Genomic DNA, 17018 nt, shown 5'->3' with positions numbered 1-17018 from the left:
CCCGGCCGAGCAGCGCCCGGCACCGGCGGCACAGCAGCCCCAACCCCAGCCGGCGGCCCCCCCCCCCCCGCCCCCCGCCCCCGCGCCCCCCCCCCCCCCCCCCGCCCCCCCCGCCCCCCCCGCCCCCCCCCCCCCCCCCCCCCCCGCGGCCGCCACGGCCGTATGCCGACTGCGGGTTGGGCGTGACAGGCGAGGCGAGGTGCTGGGGGCTGCCGCCCCCAGACCCCCTTCAGCCCGAACGCCGCCTCGTCCTCACACGCCGGACGGGCTGAACACTGCCGACCGGTGCTGTGAAGTCCCGCTCCAAGCGCGCAGGAACTCCGACATCGCCCCCACCTGTCGTATCCCCTGCGCCGCCGCATCCTCGTAGATCCGCAGATCCACCGCCACCCCCGAGTGCGCCGCCCGCGTCGCGAACGACAGGGCGTCGTCCAGGAGCACCTCCGTGCCCGCCGCGTGGAGTTGCAGCGGGGGCAGGCCGTGGAGGTTGCCGTGCAGGGGGCTCAGGAGGGGGTTCCTGGGCTCGGTCACCCCCGCGTAGGCGGCCGCGCGCACCGGCAGGGTCTCCGCGTCGACGGTGCGGTCGGCGGCCGCGTTGAGCAGGAGGCTCGGGGCGTCCAGGGTGAAGTCGAGGAGCGGGGAGGTGAGCACCGCGCAGGACGGCGGCGGCGCGCCCTCGTCGCGCAGACGCAGCAGCAGGCCGGCCGCGAGCGCGCCGCCGAGCCGTTCCCCGGCCACCGCGGCCGGGCCCCGGCCCCGACAGTGCTCCCAGGCGGCGTACACGTCCTCCAACGCCTCGGGGAAACGCTGCCGGTAGCGGGCGCACAGCACGGCGTACCCGGTGGCGCGGGCGAGTTCGCGGGCGGTGGGCAGCGCGTCCTGCGGGCTGCCCGCGAGCCGTGGGTCCCCGTGCAGGTACAGCACCGTCTGCTCCACCCGGGTGCCTCCGGGACGGACTTCCGGCCCGAACGGGCCTTCCTCGACGTGGACTTCACTTGCCACGGGTCATCACCTTCTCCGCCGCTTCCCAGTGTTCCTCGGACCCCCACAGCCGGGCGGCGGCAGCGCGGGGCGCCCGCTCGGCCTCGGCCGCGTCCAGGGCCGTCTCCAGGTCCGCCATCGTGTCGAGGCCGATGGCGTTGCGTGCGGGTGGTCGGTCGATCGTGACGACGGCCAGGCCGTCCTCCAAGTCCAGCTCGACCATGCGGGGCCTTCCGGTCGTCCGACAGTTCGTCAGTCCTCGTGAGACGTGGTCCTCGGCGACTTCGTCGGCGTCGAGGGCGTTGTTCACCCGCATCTTTGCTTCCCCCTCCGTCAGCCGGGCCATGCGCACTCATCACCAGGGAGAGGACGGTGGTGATCCCGCTCCCCCAGGCGAACGCCGGCAGAACCGTCCGACCACGGGCCCCGGCCGGGAGACTCCCGCCCAGGGCCTTCGCGGTCACCTGATGGACACCCTCTTGACTGCGGGCGGAGGCGGATCGACACTCGGACATGGAATCCTAGTGAAAAGGTAGGGAAGTATGGGGCGCTGTGAGCCGGTCACCAGCCGAGTGAGCCGTACGCCGGGCCCGACCCCTCTTCTGACCTCCCGCCGTCACATCGACCTGCAGCGCGTATGCAGCGCGATCAGCCCCCGGGGCTAACCGCACCACGCCCCCTGCGCCCCTGCTCGACGTCGCTTCCGCCGCGCGTACGTCCGCGCGCCCGCCTCCGGGGAGAGTCATGTCCGTCACACCGCTGGCCGCCCACCCGTCCCAGCAGTCCGCCCCCGCCTTCCGGGGCCGGATCGGCCGGGACGCACGCAGCGGCCACTACGCCGTGCCGCGCCGCTACCGCCTCCACCTGTCGCCCGCCACCGCTCCCGGTCTGCGCATCGCCGTCACCCACAGCCTCCTCGGCCTCGACGCGGCCTGTCCGGTGACCCCTCTGCCCGCGGTCCCCGACTGTCCCGACGGGGGCCACTACGCACTGCGTCCGCTCTACGACGCCAGCGCGCACCGCTACACCGGAGCGGCCCTCGGCCCGGTGCTCAGCGACGACTGGTCCGGACGGATCGTCAGCACCCACGCCCCCGACATCACCCGTGACCTGGCCCGCGGCTTCGGCGGCGGCCGCCCCGCGCTGTACCCGTGTGGCTCCGAGTCGGAGATCGAGGCCGTCGAGCGGCTGTGCGGGGAAGGCATCGAGCAGGCCGCACAGCGCGCCGGAGCGCCCGGCACCGAGCCGGCGGAACGCGCCGCCGCGCTCGACACGCTGGTCACCACCCTGGACACGCTGGAGCGCAGCCTCACCGGCTACGCGTACCTGATCAGCGATCAGATCACCGCCGCCGACGTCGAGTTGTGGGTCGCCCTGGTCGAACTCGACACCGTGCACCGCCACCACCTGGACGCCGCCGCGGTGCACCGCATCGCCGACCATCCCGCCGTATGGGCCTACGCCCGCCGGCTCGCCGCCCGTCCGGCCTTCGGCGCACACCTCGACCTCGACGGCATCGCCCGCCGTCACCAGGCCCAGTGCCGGGGTCTGGAAGCCGCCGGATCAGCTGTCCAGATCCTGGACTGGGTCACCCATGCGGCAGGCGGTGAAGGTACTCCGCCGCAGGTCAACCGTCTCTGAGTCGTTCCAAAAAGTGGACCGACGTTGACATTCGATCGGCCAACTGTCTTACTTGCGGCGCAGATGGCGCGAAGGCCCACCGGGCCGGAACAGTGACGGTGACGACATGTACGCAGCTCCCAGGACGGCGACCCGCCGCTCCCAGAGCTGCGTATTGTCGTACCCCCTCGTCGCCGACCGCGCCGTCGATCTGCTGCGCGTCAACAGCGCACTCTGTACGGCACCGGGCTGTGCCCGCTCGCGGGGCTGACGTCACCTTCCCGCCCCGCACCCCGCACAACACCGCCTTCGCGGTGTGTCGTTTCCCCCTGTAGAGCCCCCGGTTCCGTGCATTCCCGTGCCTCGCTCCGTGCCACAGAGCGGATTCACCCGCTTTCTCCTACGGCCGTAGCAGCTCGGGACCCACCGCCTCCCGGGGCGTCCGACTTTGCCGGAGCCCGCCATGAGTGAATCCCCAGGCGCCGCCGTGTCCCTCGCCGAGGCACCGCCGCCGTCCACTGACATGCCGTCAAAAAAGCTCACCGCTCAGCGAGTTCAGCCGCTGCGCAAGCCGGGCCGCTGGATCGCCACCGCGGTCGTGCTGGTCCTGGTCGCGCAGTTCGTCCATGGCCTGATCTCCAACCCCTTCTACCAGTGGGACCGCTTCGGCTACTGGTTCCTGCGGCCGACCATCCTCGACGGGCTGCTCATCACGCTCGAAGTCGCCGCCTACAGCGCGGTGTTGGGCCTGCTCGGCGGCATCCTGCTCGCGCTGGCCAGGCTCTCGAAGAGTCCGGTCCTGCGCGCGGTCAGCTGGACCTACGTATGGGCGCTGCGCTCCACACCGCTGATCGTGGTGCTGCTCTTCCTCTACAACTTCAGCGCCCTGTACAAGACGCTGAGCGTCGGAGTCCCCTTCGGGCCCGCCTTCTTCACCTTCGACGAGTCACGGCTCGCCACCGACATGGCCGTCGCCGTCATCGGCCTCAGCCTCAACGAGGCGGCGTACGCGGCCGAAGTGGTCCGCGGCGGCATCCTCTCCGTCGACCAGGGCCAGCACGAGGCGGCCTCCGCCCTCGGCCTGCCCAAGGGCTACCAGTTCCGCAGGATCGTCTTCCCACAGGCCCTGCGGTCGATCACCCCGAACTACGTCAACCAGCTGATCGGCCTCATCAAGAGCACCTCGCTGGTCTTCTACGTCTCGCTGCTCGACCTGTTCGGCACCGCTCAGACCATGGGCGCCACCTACCCCGGCGACATCGTGCCGCTGCTGCTCGTCGTCACCGTCTGGTACCTGATCCTGACCAGCGTCGTCTCCGTCATCCAGTTCTACGTCGAGCGGTACTACGCCCGGGGCGCCACCCGCTCCCTGCCGCCGACCCCGCTCCAGAAGCTCCGCACCGGCCTGCGCGACGTGCGTGAGCGCCTGCGCAGGGAGGCCGCCGTATGACCGCCGAAACGCTCACCACCGTCGAGGCCACGCCCGCCGCCGTCGAGGTGCACGACGTGCACAAGTGGTACGGCGCCCACCGGGTGCTGGACGGCGTCGACCTGACCGTGCGGCCCGGCGAGGTCACGGTGATCCTCGGCCCGTCCGGGTCCGGCAAGTCCACCCTGCTGCGGGTCATCAACCACCTGGAGAAGCCCGAACGCGGCTACGTCAGCGTCAACGGCGAGCTGATCGGCGTACGCCGCAACGGTGACCGGCTGCGGGAGCTGAGCGAGCGGGCCATCCTCACCCAGCGCAGCCGTATCGGCTTCGTCTTCCAGAACTTCAATCTCTTCCCGCACCTGACCGTCCTCGACAACGTGGCGGCCGCCCCGGTGGCCACGGGGAAGCTCGGCAAGGCGGTGGCCCTGAAGCTCGCCCGCGAACTTCTCGGCCAGGTCGGCCTGGCCGACAAGGCCGACGCCTACCCCCGGCAGTTGTCGGGCGGCCAACAGCAGCGGGTGGCCATCGCCCGCGCCCTGGCCCTGCGCCCGGGGCTCATCCTCTTCGACGAGCCCACCTCCGCCCTCGACCCCGAACTCGTGGGCGAGGTCCTCGCCGTCATCAAGGACCTGGCGAGGAGCGGTACCACCTTGGTGATCGTCACCCACGAGGTCGGGTTCGCCCGTGAGATCGCCGACCGGGTCGTCTTCATCGACGGCGGCAAGATCGTCGAACAGGGCCCGCCCTCCGAGGTCCTGGACAAGCCTCGGCACGAGCGGACCAGGGACTTCCTCAGCAAGGTCCTCTGACCCGGCCGCCGCCGGGCACCCACAGCCTCCCCCACGCCACCCTCAGCACACCCTTCTGACCGACAAGGACAGTCATGCCCACCCAGATCTCCCGACGCAGCCTGATACGCGGCATCACCACGGCGACCGCCGTCGCCGCCCTCGCCACCGGGCTCACCGCCTGCGGAGGCGACAGCGACGCCGCCACCAAGACCGACATCGCCGGCACCGTCACCGTGGGTCAGCTGTCCAACGGCGCCGCGAAGGAGACCCCCCTGAAGGTCTCCGAGGTGAAGTCCATCAGCGCCGAACTGCCCGACGCCCTCAAGAAGAGCGGCAAGCTGGTGATCGGATCCGGCACGCTGCCGTCCGGCAGCCCGCCGCTCGGCTTCGTGGGCAGCGACCAGAAGACGATCACGGGCTCCGAGCCCGACCTCGGCCGACTGGTGGCCGCCGTCTTCGGTCTCAAGCCCGAAGTGCGCCGCTCGACCTGGGAGAACCTGTTCATCGGGCTCGACAGCGGAAAGGTCGACGTGGCCCTCTCCAACGTCACCGACACCGAGGAACGCAAGAAGAAGTACGAGTTCGCCTCCTACCGGAAGGACGACCTCGCCTTCGAGGTGAAGAAGGACAACACCTGGAACTTCGACGGCAACTACGAGAGCCTCGCAGGCAAGACGGTCTCCGTCGGCAACGGCACCAACCAGGAGAAGCTCCTCCTGGAGTGGAAGGCGAAGCTGGCCAAGGAGGGCAAGAAGCCCCTCACCGTCAAGTACTTCCAGGAGAGCAACAGCATCTACCTGGCGCTGAGCAGCGGCAAGATCGACGCGTACTTCGGTCCCAACCCGAATCTCGCCTACCACGCGGCGAAGACCGCCGACACGCCCCAGGCGACCCGGATCGCGGGTCAGTTCTCCGGCGCCGGGGAGACCCTCCAGGGCCTGATCGCGGCCACCGCCAAGAAGGACAGCGGCCTTGCCAAGCCCCTCGCCGACGCCATCAACTACCTGATCGAGCACGGTCAGTACGCCAAGTGGCTCAAGGCCTGGAATCTCTCCAACGAGGCCGTCGCCAAGTCCGAGGTCAACCCGCCCGGGCTGCCGCTGGACAACTCGTGACGACCGACGTCCACCGAGGGGGTGTCGCGTCGCGCACTGGCGCGCACCCCCTGGACAACGCCGTCTGGCACGCGCTGAGCGGCCCACACGCCCACCTCGCCGAGCGCGTGGGCCGCGCCGCCCGCTATCCGGCCGACGTGTACGCCTTCGCCGCCCTCGCCGATCCGGAGGCCCCGGCCGCCTGGGCCGACCTGCGCACGCTCGTCGGCCCGGGGACCGCCGTACGCCTCAAGCCGGTCGGCCGGGTTCCCGACGGCTGGGAGATCGTCGGCGGCGGGGAGGGCGTCCAACTCGTCGACACCGCGCTGCGGGCCGAGCACGCCCCGGAGGCGGTCCTCCTCGGGCCCGACGACGTCCCCGAGATCCTCGACCTCGTCGCCCGCACCAGGCCGGGCCCGTTCCTGAAGCGGACGGTCGCACTCGGCACCTACCTCGGCATCCGCCACCGGGGGCGGCTGATCGCCATGGCGGGGGAGCGGCTGCGGCTGCCCGGCTGGACGGAGATCAGCGCCGTCTGCACCGACCCGGACCACCGGGGCAAGGGCCTGGCGACCCGGTTGGTGCGCGCGGCCGCCGCGGGCATCCGAGCCCGCGGCGACACCCCGTTCCTGCACGCCGCCGCGGACAACACCCCGGCGATCCGGCTGTACGAGTCGCTCGGCTTCACCCTGCGCCGCCGCTCCACCATCCTCCAAGTCCGCACTCCGGCACGGGGAACACGCGGCGAGGCCCGGGCGTTGTGACTGACGACGAGATGTGTGACGCGCCGACCCGCGCGACCAGAAGGAGGTGGCGGACGTGACCCGGACATCCCACGCCGTCCACCTCCACTCCCGGCCCCACATAGACCTCCAGCGCGTGGCCGGCGCGCTCTGTTGCTCCTGACCCGTTGCTCAACACCGTGTGCCCGTGACGTCTCCGGGGCCGGTGATTCTCGTACGGACGGACCTCCAGGAAGGCACCCCCTCGTGTCCTCGACCCACCCTTCTCTCCTGCACCTCGCCGTCGCCCTCGACGGCACCGGCTGGCACCCCGCCTCCTGGCACGACCCGGCGGCCCGCCCCAGGGACCTGTTCACCGCCGGATACTGGACCGACCTGGTCACGGAGGCCGAGCGCGGCCTGATCGACTTCGTGACCATCGAGGACGGCCTCGGCCCGCAGTCCTCCCACTTCCTGGACCCCGACGACCGCACCGACCAGGTGCGCGGCCGTCTCGACGCCGTCCTGATCGCCTCCCGTGTCGCCCCGCTCACCCACCACATCGGCCTTGTGCCGACCGCCATCGCCACCCACACCGAGCCGTTCCACATCTCCAAGGCGGTCGCCACCCTCGACTACGTCAGCACCGGCCGCGCCGGCCTGCGCGTGCAGATCAGCGCCCGCCCCCACGAGGCCGCCCACTTCGGCCGGCGTACGATCCCGCGTATCGAGGCCTACGACAGCCCCGACGCGCCGGCCGTGGTGAGCGACCTCTTCGACGAGGCCGCCGACTACGTGGAGGTCGTACGCCGCCTCTGGGACAGCTGGGAGGACGACGCGGAGATCCGCGACGCCGCCACCGGCCGCTTCATCGACCGCGACAAGCTGCACTACATCGACTTCCAGGGCAGCCACTTCAGCGTCAAGGGCCCTTCCATCACCCCTCGCCCGCCGCAGGGCCAGCCGCTCGTCACCGCCCTCGCCCACGACACCATCCCCTACCGCCTGGTGGCCCGCGCGGCCGACGTCGGTTACATCACCCCGCACGACACCGACCAGGCCCGCGCGATCGTCGGGGAGATCCGCGCCGAGCAGGAGACGGCCGGCCGCGCGGGCGAGACGCTGCACGTCTTCGGCGACCTGGTGGTCTTCCTCGACGACGACCCCGCCGAGGCCGCGGCCCGCAAGGACCGCCTCGACGCCCTCGCCGGAGAGCCGTACACCAGCGATGCCCGCATCTTCACCGGCACACCGGCCCAACTCGCCGACCTGCTCCAGGAGTTCCAGGCGGCCGGCCTGACCGGGTTCCGGTTGCGTCCGGCCGTCGCCGGCCACGACCTGCCGGCGATCACCCGCGGCCTGGTTCCCGAACTCCAGCGGCGCGACGCCTTCCGCCGCACGTACGAGGCCGACACCCTGCGCGGGCTGCTGGGCCTGCCCCGCCCCACCAACCGCTACGCCGCCGCCTGAGCCGGAGGGACGTCACCGACCATGAGCAAGCCCCTGAAGCAGATCCACCTGGCCGCGCACTTCCCCGGCGTCAACAACACCACGGTGTGGAGCGACCCGAAGGCCGGCAGCCACATAGAGTTCAGCTCCTTCGTGCACTTCGCGAAGACCGCCGAACGCGCCAAGTTCGATTTCCTGTTCCTCGCCGAGGGGCTCAGGCTCCGCGAACAAGGCGGCAAGATCTACGACCTGGACGTCGTCGGCCGCCCCGACACCTTCACCGTCCTCACCGCGCTCGCCGCCGTCACCGAGCACCTCGGCCTGACCGGCACCATCAACTCCACCTTCAACGAGCCCTACGAGGTGGCCCGCCAGTTCGCCAGCCTCGACCATCTCTCCGGCGGCCGCTCCGCGTGGAACGTGGTCACCTCCTGGGACGCCTTCACCGGCGAGAACTTCCGCCGCGGCGGCTTCCTCCCGCAGGACGAGCGGTACTCCCGCGCCAAGGAGTTCCTGGCCACCGTCCACGAACTGTTCGACTCCTGGCGGGGCGACGAGATCGTGGCCGACCAGGCCACCGGCACCTTCCTGAGCGACGCCAAGGCCGGCGCCTTCGTCCACCAGGGACAGCACTTCGACATCCACGGCCGGTTCAACGTCCCCCGCAGCCCCCAGGGCCGCCCGGTGATCTTCCAGGCCGGCGACTCCGACGAGGGCCGCGAGTTCGCCGCCCACAGCGCCGACGCCATCTTCAGCCGGTACGCCGCCCTCGACACCGGCCAGGCCTTCTACAAGGACGTGAAGTCCCGCCTCGCCAAGTACGGCCGCCGAAACGACCAGTTGCTCATCCTGCCCGCCGCGAGCTTCGTCCTCGGCGACACCGACGCCGAGGCGGAGGAGATCGCCCACGAGGTGCGCCGCCAGCAGGTCAGCGGGGCAACAGCCCTCAAGCACCTGGAGTGGGTGTGGAACCGGGACCTCTCCGGGTACGACCCGGACGGACCGCTCCCGGACGTCGACCCGCTGCCCGGCGAGCACACCGTCTCCCGCGGCCGTGCACAGGTCCGCATGTACCGCGACCCGCTGGCCACCGCCCGTGAATGGCGGGAGCTGGCCGCCGCCAACAACTGGTCCATCCGCGACCTGGTCATCGAGACCGGCAACCGCCAGAACTTCATCGGCTCCCCGACCACCGTCGCCAAAACCATCAACGAGTACGTCCAGGCCGACGCGAGCGACGGCTTCATCCTCGTCCCGCACATCACCCCGGGCGGCCTCGACGAGTTCGCCGACAAGGTCGTCCCGCTGCTGCAGGAACAGGGCGTCTTCCGCACGGAGTACGAGGGCACCACCCTGCGCGACCACCTCGGCCTCGCGCACCCCGACGACGTCCGCGACGAGCGGGCCGCGTCGTGAAGTTCCTGGCGATCACCCTGATCGTGCACGCCCCCGACCCGGTCACCGGCGTGCGGAAACCGACGAACGAGCGCTTCCGCGAGGTCCTCGACAACGCCCTGCTCGCCGAGGAGCTGGGCTTCGACGGCTTCGGCGTGGGGGAGCGGCACGAGCGCCCGTTCATCTCCTCCTCCCCGCCCGTCGTCCTCAGCCACGTCGCCGCACTGACGAAACGCATCCGGCTCTTCACCGCCGTGACCACGCTCAGTCTGCTCGACCCGGTCCGCGCCCACGAGGACTACGCCACCCTCGACCACCTCTCAGGCGGCCGCCTGGAGCTGATCATCGGCAAGGGCAACGGCGCCGCCCAGCGCGACCTGTTCCACGTCACCCCCGACGACCAGTGGGAGCGCAACGCCGAGAGCTACGAGGTGTTCCGGCAGATCTGGCGGCAGGACAAGGTCACCGCCGACACCCGCTTCCGCCCCCCGCTCACGGACGCCGAGGTGTGGCCGAGGCCGCTCCAGCAGCCGATCCGGGTCTGGCACGGCAGCGCCACCAGCAAGGAGTCCGTCGACCTGGCCGCCCGCTACGGCGACCCCCTCTTCTCGGCGAATGTCACCAACCCCATCGAGCCGTACGCCGAGCTCATCCGCCACTACCGCGAACGCTGGGAACACTACGGCCACGACCCGGCGGACATCGCGATCGGCGCGGGCACGGCGGGCGTGTACGTCGCCCGCACCACACAGGAGGCGCTGACCGCGTACCGGCCGGTGTTCGAGGGGCACCTGGCCTTCCAGAAGAGACTGGGCCTGGAGCCGGTCTTCCCCACCCTGGAGGACTTCGTCGAGCGCAGCTCCGCCCTGATCGGCAGCCCGCAGCAGGTCATCGAGAAGGTGCACCGCTACCACGAACAGTTCGGCCACACCGTGGTCCACCTGCACGCCGACGCGAGCGGCCTCACCGACACCCAGCACCGGGACTCGCTGGAGCTGTTCCAGTCCGCGGTCGCCCCGGTGCTGCGACGCGAGATACCGGACCCGCCGTTCGCCTGGGGGCCGGTACTCGCGGACCCACCCGTCACCGAGGAGCCCGTCCGTGTCTGACATCGCACTGGGCGTCCTCGACCTGGTCCCCATCTCCTCCGGTTCGACGGCCGCGCAGGCCCTGCGCAACTCCATCGACCTCGCCCAGCAGGCCGAACGCCTCGGCTATACCCGCTTCTGGTTCGCCGAGCACCACCTCAACCCCGGCGTGGCGGGGACGTCCCCGGCGGTCGTCCTCGCCCTGACCGCCGCCTCCACCTCCACCATCCGGCTCGGCTCCGGCGCCGTACAGCTCGGACACCGCACCGCGCTGTCCGCGGTCGAGGAGTTCGGCCTCGTCGACGCGCTGCACCCGGGCCGCCTCGACCTGGGCCTGGGCCGCTCGGGCGGCCGACCGCGGGGAGAGCGGACGGCCCCGCCGGGGACGGCCACGCCGGTCGTCGAAGGCCGAGCCCCGAACGGGCTGCTGATCCCGCCCCGCTTCTCCTTCGAGCAGCTCCTCGGCTCACCCCGCATCGCGCTGCAACGCAGGCTGCTCCTGCTGCCCGGCGCCGAGTCGCAGGACTACACGGAGCAGATCGACGACGTCCTCGCCCTGCTGGCCGGCACCTACCGCTCCCCGGAGGGCGTCGAGGCGCACGTCGTGCCCGGTGAGGGCGCCGAGGTCGAGGTGTGGATCCTCGGCAGCAGCGGTGGCGTGAGCGCCGAGACCGCGGGCGCCCGGGGCCTGCGGTTCGCCGCGAACTACCACGTCAGCCCGGCCACGGTCCTGGAGGCGGTGGACGGCTACCGGGCCTTCTTCCAGCCCTCCGAGTTCCTCGACAAGCCGTACGTCAGCGTCTCCGCGGACGTCGTCGTCGCCGAGGACGACGACACCGCCCGCGAACTCGCCACCGGCTACGGCCCCTGGGTGCGCAGCATCCGTACCGCCGAGGGCGCCATCGAATACCCGACCCCGGAGGAGGCCCGCGCCCACCCCTGGACCGACGGGGACCGGGCCCTCGTGCAGGATCGCCTCGACACCCAGTTCGTGGGCTCACCGACCCGGGTCGCGGACGGCCTGGAACAACTCCAGGAGGCCACGGGCGCCGACGAGTTGCTCATCACCACCATCACCCACGACCACGCCGACCGGGTCCGCTCCTACGCACTGCTCGCCGAGGAGTGGCGCCGCCGGGGTCACTCCGTCCAGTCGAGCTGATGCTCGGGCGTCCCCACCGAACGTCCGTACGCGATCGCCTCGGCGCGGCCCGCCTCGTCGCCGCGCCGATGGCGGAACACCTTCCCGGCGAAGACGACGACCCGCTCGTCCCCGGCGGTGAAGTCGGCGTACCACCCGTTCTCCGGCTCCAGCGCACCGGCGAGCGCGTCCGCGATCCCGTCGATGTCCTCGCCGTCCACCTCCCACTCGACGAGCGTCCACTGCTGGGGCTGCGCCTCGGTCGCGCTCCCCGCGAGGTCGAGTCGCGCGACCCTGCGCAACCGCAGCCCGGGCGGCGCGAACTCGGCGCCCGGACGCAGGCTTTCGCCGATGACATAGCCAGTGATCATGTGGTGTCCCTTCTTGTCGAAACGCCCCGCAGCAGCACGTGCAGCGACTCCTCCGGCGTCCGCCCCGCCGTTTCGACGACGAGGTGGTCCCGGTCCCACGACTCGTACTCCCGGCCCACCACCTGCTCCCAGTCGGGCAACGGCAGGTCCGGGATGTCGACCGAGCGGGACGTCACGCGGCGCCGGTGCTCGACGGGATCCGAGCAGATCACCTCCGCCTCGACCCACGGCACACCCGCCCGCACGGCCGTGTCGCGCCAGGCGTCCCGCGTGACGGCCAACGGGTTCACCGACTCCGCGACCACCAACAGCCCCTGACGCAGATGCTCCTCGGCCAGGGCGTATCCCACGACGTAACCCGCCGCCCCGACGTGATGCCGGGCCAGGCCGGAGCGAACGAGGGCCTGCTCGATGGTGTCCACGCGCAGATGGACCGCGCCGATCCGGGCGGCCAGGAGACGGGCGAGCGTGGTCTTGCCGGTGGCGGGCAGACCGCCGAGTGCGACGAGCATGGGGCCATCGTGCCGGACCGCGGCCGCCCGGCGGCGGACTGTTCACACGAGTGCAATGGCGTGAATCTGGCCGTAGGGCGAACCGTCTGCCTACCGTGGTGGAGTGACCACCCCGGCGCTGTTCCGAACCCCGCACGTGAGGCTCATGCCCACGGCGAGCTGTCGACGCGCCTGAGTCCCTCCGCCCGCACCGGTTCCGTGCGGAGTTCCGAGTCCTCGGCGACTCCTCCCGCCACGCGAGCCGTGTGCCCTGCCCCTGCACGACCTTGAGGAGATGGGCATGACCACCGTCGCGAGCAAGCAAGCCGGCCCCGTCGTCCACCGAGCAGGCCCCCGCTTCGGCGCCGAGATCACCGGCGTCGACCTGACCCGCCCCGTCGACGACCCCACTGCGGACACCCTGCGCCGCGCCTTCGCGGAGCACAAGGTGCTGGTCTTCCGCGGCCAGCACCTGACGCCCGATCAACACGTGGAAGCCGTACGGATCTTCGCCGAGCCCTTCGACCACCCCACCGCACTGCGCCACCCCGACAACCCGCTGGTCTACCCGTACAACGTCGCCCAGACCGGAAAGGCCAGCACCTGGCACATCGGCGGACTGTGGCGCACCCCGGTCTTCGCCATCGAGTCCCTCACCTACCAGGAGGTGCCCGAACTCGGCGGCCACACCCTGTGGGCGGACCTCCAGGCGGCTTACGACGACCTGTCCGAGCCCTTCAAGGAGCTGCTCGGGTCGGTCAAGGCGGTCTACGACGGCAACGCGGAGAACTACGCCCAGGGCAGCAGGAAGAACGCGCCCGGCGACACCGTCGAGCACCCGGTCGTCCTCGAACACCCCCTCACCGGACGCAAGGGCCTCTTCATCAGCACCTCGGCCAGGGGACTCACCGGCGTCACCCCGCAGGAGGGCACCGCCCTGCTCGACCACCTGCTCCGGCACGCCTCCTCGCCGAACTACACCATCCGCTTCGGCTGGCGCCCCGGCGACTTCGTCCTCTGGGACAACCAGGCGACCTGGCACTACGCCGTGGACGACTACGGCGACGGCGCCCGCGTCTACCGCAAGGTCATCGGAGTGGAGCCACTGCGGACGACCTCCTGACGACCCCGACGGCCGCCGCCACCCGGTCGAGGAGGCGGCGGCCGACCGCGCCGGCGAACCAATCGTCTGCGCCCTGCCCACCGGCGGCTACGACGGCACCGCCCCCACCCGCTACACCCGCCGCGGCCACATCCCCGGCAGCCGCAGCCTCCCGGGCCGCGACCTCCTGAACCCCGAGGGCCGCGTCCTCCCCCGCGCCGAACTCGCCACCCGCGTCCACCCCGTCCTCGGAGGAGCGGCCCCCACCGACTCACCCGTCGTCCTCTACTGCGGCGGCGGCATCTCCGCAGCGGGCACGGCCCCGACCCTGACTCTGCTGGGCCGTGAGGACGTGTCCGTCTACGACGGTTCCCTGGAGGAGTGGTCCAAGGACCCCGGCCGGCCACTGGAGTCGGGTGGCTGAACCGTCTGGACGTGCGGGGTTTCCCGGGATCGGATCAGGCACAGGACGAGCGCTGCCGTCAGGACGCCGGCGCATACGAGGCAGGCCTGCGCGAAGGCGGTCCGAGGCGTGTCCGTCGTGGCGGCCACGCCTCGGAGGTAGATCCCGGAGACGGCACTCAGGCAGACAGCCGCGGCGACCCGCTGGGCCATCTGCAGGATGCCGCCGGCCACCCCGGCCGCCTCGGCGGGAGCGTGCTGCAGGACCCGCGCCTGGTTGGGGGAGACGGTCAGACCGGACGCTGCACCGGTGCACAACTGCATCCCGGCCAGCACGTAGGGCAGCGAGGCCCGCGGCAGGGACACCGCGGCGAGGGCCTCCGCCACCAGGGCGAGGATGCCGAGCCCGACGCCCAGCGTCACCGTGTGCGTGCCCAGCCGCCGCATCACCCGCCAGGCCACGGCCGACGCCACCATCATCCCGACCGCCGCCGGCAGGGTCACGGCCGCCGCGGCCGGCGCCGGCAGCCCGAGCCCGCTCTGCAGGAACAGCGCCAGCACCAGGCCCGCGGCCATCGTGGCACCGAACTGAGCCATCGCCACCCCCGTCCCCAGCGCGTACGCCCCCGACCGCACCAACGCCGGATGCACCAGCGGAGCCCGACGGACCGACGCCTGCTGCTGTGTCGACGCCTGCTCGTCCCGGTCCCGCGGACCCGCCTGCGCCCGCGTCGGGGCCTGCTTGTCCCGGTCGGGCCGACCCGTCCGCCGCTCCACCGGCGCCCGGTCCTTCTGGGTGTGCCGCTCGGTCGGACGTACCACCGCAGTCCCACCCGTGTGTCCTCGCCGCCGTTGCCCCACCACCAGCAGACCGGCCGACGCCAGTGCGGCGGCGGCCCACAGGGCCGCTTCCTTGTGGCTGCCCGGCGGGCGGATGAACGGCAGCATCAGGGAGAGTGTCAGCGCGGCCACGCATGCCAGGCCGCCCAAGTCCAGCCGGGCTTGGGCGGCGACGCGGCGGGCGGGTGGCAGTCGGCGGGTCGCCAACCAGAGGGTGGCCACCCCGAAAGGTGTGCTCAGCAGCAGGCGCAGGCGCCACCCCAGTCCCGCCGGGGACACCCCGACCAACACCCCTCCGAGCGCGGGACCCAGCGCCGAGGCGACCCCGGCCGTGACCGCGTACAGACCGAGCGCGCGAGCCCGCGCCAGTCCCTGGAAGATGTCCTGGAGGGTGCCGATGACCTGCGAGTTGACCAACCCGGCCCCCGCACCCTGCACCAACCGCGCGGCGACGACCACGGCCGCGTGCTGGGCTGTCGCGGCGGCCACGGAGCACAGGACGAACACCGAGAGCCCCAGCAGGAACAGACCTTTGCGGCCGCGTACGTCACCGAGGCTGCCACCGGGCACCAGGGTCAGCCCGAAGGCGAGCGAGTAGCCGGACACGATCCACTGCACGTCGGCGGCGCCCGCGGACAGCGACTGACGCAGCGCAGGCATGGCGATGTTGAGGACCGACTGGTCGAGCAGGGTGGTGACACCGGCCGCCAGACAGACCATCAACACCCGCCGAGCTGCGGGATCCTCTCCCGGGAGCATGCCGTCATGTTCACACCAGCCGAACGGTCCTGTCCTCGCGTCGGCCCGCCTGTTCGCACGATGGAAACGTTGCGTTCGCACCCGGAACCGGCACCCATGGCGTGGTCGGACAGGTCACCCTCCCCCGAAGGCGACCTGCCCGACCGCTCCCCCGGTGCCGGACGGTGGCTCATGTGTCCGGGTGGCGCCGGTGGCCCGTGCTGTCACCAGCACATGACCGCCGTCTCGCCCGACCCCCAGCTGGAGTACAGGCGCACCCGGACCAAGTAGCGGCGGCCCTTCACGAGCCGGGCCTTGATCGTGGCGTTGTGCGGTGAGCCCCCGTCGTCCTGCCCGGAGAGGAAGCGGGGTTTCCCGTCCCTCTCCTCGAAGACCACGACGACGGTGTCGCTCTCACCGAAGGCGCCCACCGTGAACTCGCGGGTCTGAGGCGGCTCGACGGTGAAGTCGGCCTGCCCGCCCGGAGCCAGCCGCAGCGGCACCGAGCGGAACGGCACCAGCGCGGGCGGCCGGGAAGGGCCGGCCGGCGGGTACCAGCGGAGCACGAACTCCTTGTCCAGGGGCGAGAGCGCACCGGGCGGGTGCACCCCCGCGCGGAACTGTTCCGGCTCCAGGATCAGCCCCGAGGAGAAGGGGTACTCCATGATGGACAGCGGATCCCAGACCGAGCCGTTGACCTCCGCCGGATCCAGCTTCCGCAGGATGTTGAAGAACGTCTTGTCCCGGCTCCAGAAGTTCGGCGGGCCCGCCAGATCGGCGTACACGGCCTCGTCGTCCCAGTGGATCCCGGCGAACGGGCTCTGGTGCTCGTGCAGCATGCCGAGCGCGTGCCCGATCTCGTGCAGGGCCGTCCCGCGCTCCCCGGGCGCGGTCAGGTCCCAGCCGAAGTTCATGGTGCGTTCGTTCAGACCGACCTGCAGCGCGTCCCTGCCGACGGTCGACCAGGAGCCGTCGCCGAGTTGGAACCCGATGCGCAGCTCGGCCTCCGAGCGGTCCTCGACCTCGGCGAAGGTGAGCCCGATGCCGAGGTCCTGCCACTCCTTGAAGCACTCGCGCACCACGTCCCGCTGCTCCTTGGCGCCGACCCACGACACCCGCCGGACCTCGCCGGTTCCCGGTACGGGAATGACGGAGTCGTCGGTGTCGCCGTCGAAGAAGTAGTAGTGCAGGACCGTGCCGTTGACCCACATCGGACGTCCCCCGATGAGCGCACCGAGCCGCTCGGCGGCCAGCCCCGGTGCGAACGCGGGGGCCGGCTGCTGCGCGAGGGAGCAGTAGCGTCCGGTCATGGGTCCACAGTGCCGTCGGCCGCCGCCGGGCGCCTGAGTCGGGGGCTACTC

20 protein-coding genes are annotated in these 17018 nt (G+C 71.7%); 14 read left to right on the top strand and 6 right to left on the bottom strand.

The window, feature by feature from the left end; translation table 11 throughout:
- Nucleotides 1-252 precede the first annotated feature (252 nt).
- Together ACFYWX_RS39890 and ACFYWX_RS39885 are read right to left on the bottom strand one after the other, a co-directional pair.
- Entirely contained in the window at nt 253-1002 is a 750-nt protein-coding gene (locus tag ACFYWX_RS39890; protein ID WP_389429988.1) for an alpha/beta hydrolase fold domain-containing protein, read from the bottom strand.
- On the bottom strand, nt 992-1327 hold the full coding sequence (locus tag ACFYWX_RS39885) for a hypothetical protein (protein WP_389429987.1): 336 nt from the start codon (nt 1325-1327) through the stop codon (nt 992-994). The genes ACFYWX_RS39890 and ACFYWX_RS39885 overlap by 11 nt, the downstream gene beginning before the upstream one ends.
- Nucleotides 1328-1523: 196 nt before the next feature.
- Here ACFYWX_RS39885 and ACFYWX_RS39880 point away from each other — a divergent pair, with 196 nt between their 5' ends.
- The 12 genes from ACFYWX_RS39880 (at nt 1524) to ACFYWX_RS39825 (ending at nt 11734) form a co-directional block, all read left to right on the top strand.
- Entirely contained in the window at nt 1524-1646 is a 123-nt protein-coding gene (locus ACFYWX_RS39880) for a putative leader peptide (RefSeq protein WP_389429986.1), read from the top strand.
- A gap of 79 nt (nt 1647-1725) precedes the next feature.
- Complete coding sequence (locus ACFYWX_RS39875; RefSeq protein WP_389429984.1) at nt 1726-2622, top strand: glutathione S-transferase C-terminal domain-containing protein; 897 nt, start codon at nt 1726-1728, stop codon at nt 2620-2622.
- A 106-nt stretch (nt 2623-2728) separates the two neighbouring features.
- On the top strand, nt 2729-2872 hold the full coding sequence (locus ACFYWX_RS39870) for a hypothetical protein (protein ID WP_389429982.1): 144 nt from the start codon (nt 2729-2731) through the stop codon (nt 2870-2872).
- Between the two features lie 192 nt (nt 2873-3064).
- Nucleotides 3065-4051 carry an amino acid ABC transporter permease gene (locus ACFYWX_RS39865; RefSeq protein WP_389429981.1) on the top strand — a complete coding sequence of 329 codons (987 nt, stop codon included), beginning with the start codon at nt 3065-3067 and terminating at the stop codon, nt 4049-4051.
- A complete protein-coding gene (locus ACFYWX_RS39860; RefSeq protein ID WP_389429980.1) occupies nt 4048-4842 on the top strand; it encodes an amino acid ABC transporter ATP-binding protein in 795 nt (264 codons plus the stop codon). The genes ACFYWX_RS39865 and ACFYWX_RS39860 overlap by 4 nt, the downstream gene beginning before the upstream one ends.
- Before the next feature lie 74 nt (nt 4843-4916).
- Entirely contained in the window at nt 4917-5939 is a 1023-nt protein-coding gene (locus tag ACFYWX_RS39855; RefSeq protein ID WP_389429978.1) for an ABC transporter substrate-binding protein, read from the top strand.
- Nucleotides 5936-6682, top strand: a complete 747-nt coding sequence (locus ACFYWX_RS39850) for a GNAT family N-acetyltransferase (RefSeq protein WP_389429976.1) — start codon at nt 5936-5938, stop codon at nt 6680-6682. Before ACFYWX_RS39855 ends, ACFYWX_RS39850 begins: the two co-directional genes overlap by 4 nt.
- A gap of 46 nt (nt 6683-6728) precedes the next feature.
- On the top strand, nt 6729-6824 hold the full coding sequence (locus ACFYWX_RS39845) for a putative leader peptide (protein WP_389429975.1): 96 nt from the start codon (nt 6729-6731) through the stop codon (nt 6822-6824).
- 83 nt (nt 6825-6907) lie between these two features.
- Nucleotides 6908-8110 carry an LLM class flavin-dependent oxidoreductase gene (locus tag ACFYWX_RS39840; protein ID WP_389429974.1) on the top strand — a complete coding sequence of 401 codons (1203 nt, stop codon included), beginning with the start codon at nt 6908-6910 and terminating at the stop codon, nt 8108-8110.
- Nucleotides 8111-8131: 21 nt separating this feature from the next.
- Complete coding sequence (locus tag ACFYWX_RS39835; RefSeq protein ID WP_389429973.1) at nt 8132-9505, top strand: NtaA/DmoA family FMN-dependent monooxygenase; 1374 nt, start codon at nt 8132-8134, stop codon at nt 9503-9505.
- Nucleotides 9502-10593: an LLM class flavin-dependent oxidoreductase gene (locus ACFYWX_RS39830; protein ID WP_389429972.1), complete on the top strand. Its 1092-nt coding sequence runs from the start codon at nt 9502-9504 to the stop codon at nt 10591-10593. Before ACFYWX_RS39835 ends, ACFYWX_RS39830 begins: the two co-directional genes overlap by 4 nt.
- Nucleotides 10586-11734, top strand: a complete 1149-nt coding sequence (locus ACFYWX_RS39825; RefSeq protein ID WP_389429970.1) for an LLM class flavin-dependent oxidoreductase — start codon at nt 10586-10588, stop codon at nt 11732-11734. The genes ACFYWX_RS39830 and ACFYWX_RS39825 overlap by 8 nt, the downstream gene beginning before the upstream one ends.
- Here the strand turns inward: ACFYWX_RS39825 and ACFYWX_RS39820 are convergent.
- Both ACFYWX_RS39820 and ACFYWX_RS39815 read right to left on the bottom strand, forming a co-directional pair.
- On the bottom strand, nt 11713-12084 hold the full coding sequence (locus ACFYWX_RS39820) for a hypothetical protein (RefSeq protein WP_389429968.1): 372 nt from the start codon (nt 12082-12084) through the stop codon (nt 11713-11715). The two genes, ACFYWX_RS39825 and ACFYWX_RS39820, sit on opposite strands and share 22 nt — an antisense overlap.
- The gene (locus ACFYWX_RS39815; protein ID WP_389429966.1) at nt 12081-12596 is read right to left on the bottom strand and encodes an AAA family ATPase; all 516 of its coding nucleotides are present in this window, start codon (nt 12594-12596) and stop codon (nt 12081-12083) included. Before ACFYWX_RS39815 ends, ACFYWX_RS39820 begins: the two co-directional genes overlap by 4 nt.
- 280 nt (nt 12597-12876) lie before the next feature.
- Between ACFYWX_RS39815 and ACFYWX_RS39810 the strand changes: the two genes are divergently transcribed.
- Both ACFYWX_RS39810 and ACFYWX_RS39805 read left to right on the top strand, forming a co-directional pair.
- Nucleotides 12877-13698 (top strand): TauD/TfdA dioxygenase family protein, encoded by an 822-nt coding sequence (locus ACFYWX_RS39810; RefSeq protein WP_389429965.1) that lies wholly within the window; start codon nt 12877-12879, stop codon nt 13696-13698.
- Nucleotides 13699-13759: 61 nt separating this feature from the next.
- Entirely contained in the window at nt 13760-14101 is a 342-nt protein-coding gene (locus ACFYWX_RS39805) for a sulfurtransferase (RefSeq protein ID WP_389429993.1), read from the top strand.
- Here ACFYWX_RS39805 and ACFYWX_RS39800 read toward each other — a convergent pair.
- Together ACFYWX_RS39800 and ACFYWX_RS39795 are read right to left on the bottom strand one after the other, a co-directional pair.
- Nucleotides 14038-15678 carry an MFS transporter gene (locus ACFYWX_RS39800; protein WP_389429964.1) on the bottom strand — a complete coding sequence of 547 codons (1641 nt, stop codon included), beginning with the start codon at nt 15676-15678 and terminating at the stop codon, nt 14038-14040. The two genes, ACFYWX_RS39805 and ACFYWX_RS39800, sit on opposite strands and share 64 nt — an antisense overlap.
- A gap of 203 nt (nt 15679-15881) precedes the next feature.
- Nucleotides 15882-16967, bottom strand: coding sequence for a M12 family metallopeptidase (locus tag ACFYWX_RS39795; RefSeq protein WP_389429962.1), 1086 nt, complete (start codon nt 16965-16967; stop codon nt 15882-15884).
- Nucleotides 16968-17018: the final 51 nt, after the last annotated feature.

Source organism: Streptomyces sp. NPDC002888, assembly GCF_042888465.1.
In the GTDB taxonomy this organism is placed as follows: domain Bacteria; phylum Actinomycetota; class Actinomycetes; order Streptomycetales; family Streptomycetaceae; genus Streptomyces.
Note: the sequence above shows the minus strand (reverse complement) of the source record. Positions and strands in the feature narration are given on the sequence as shown.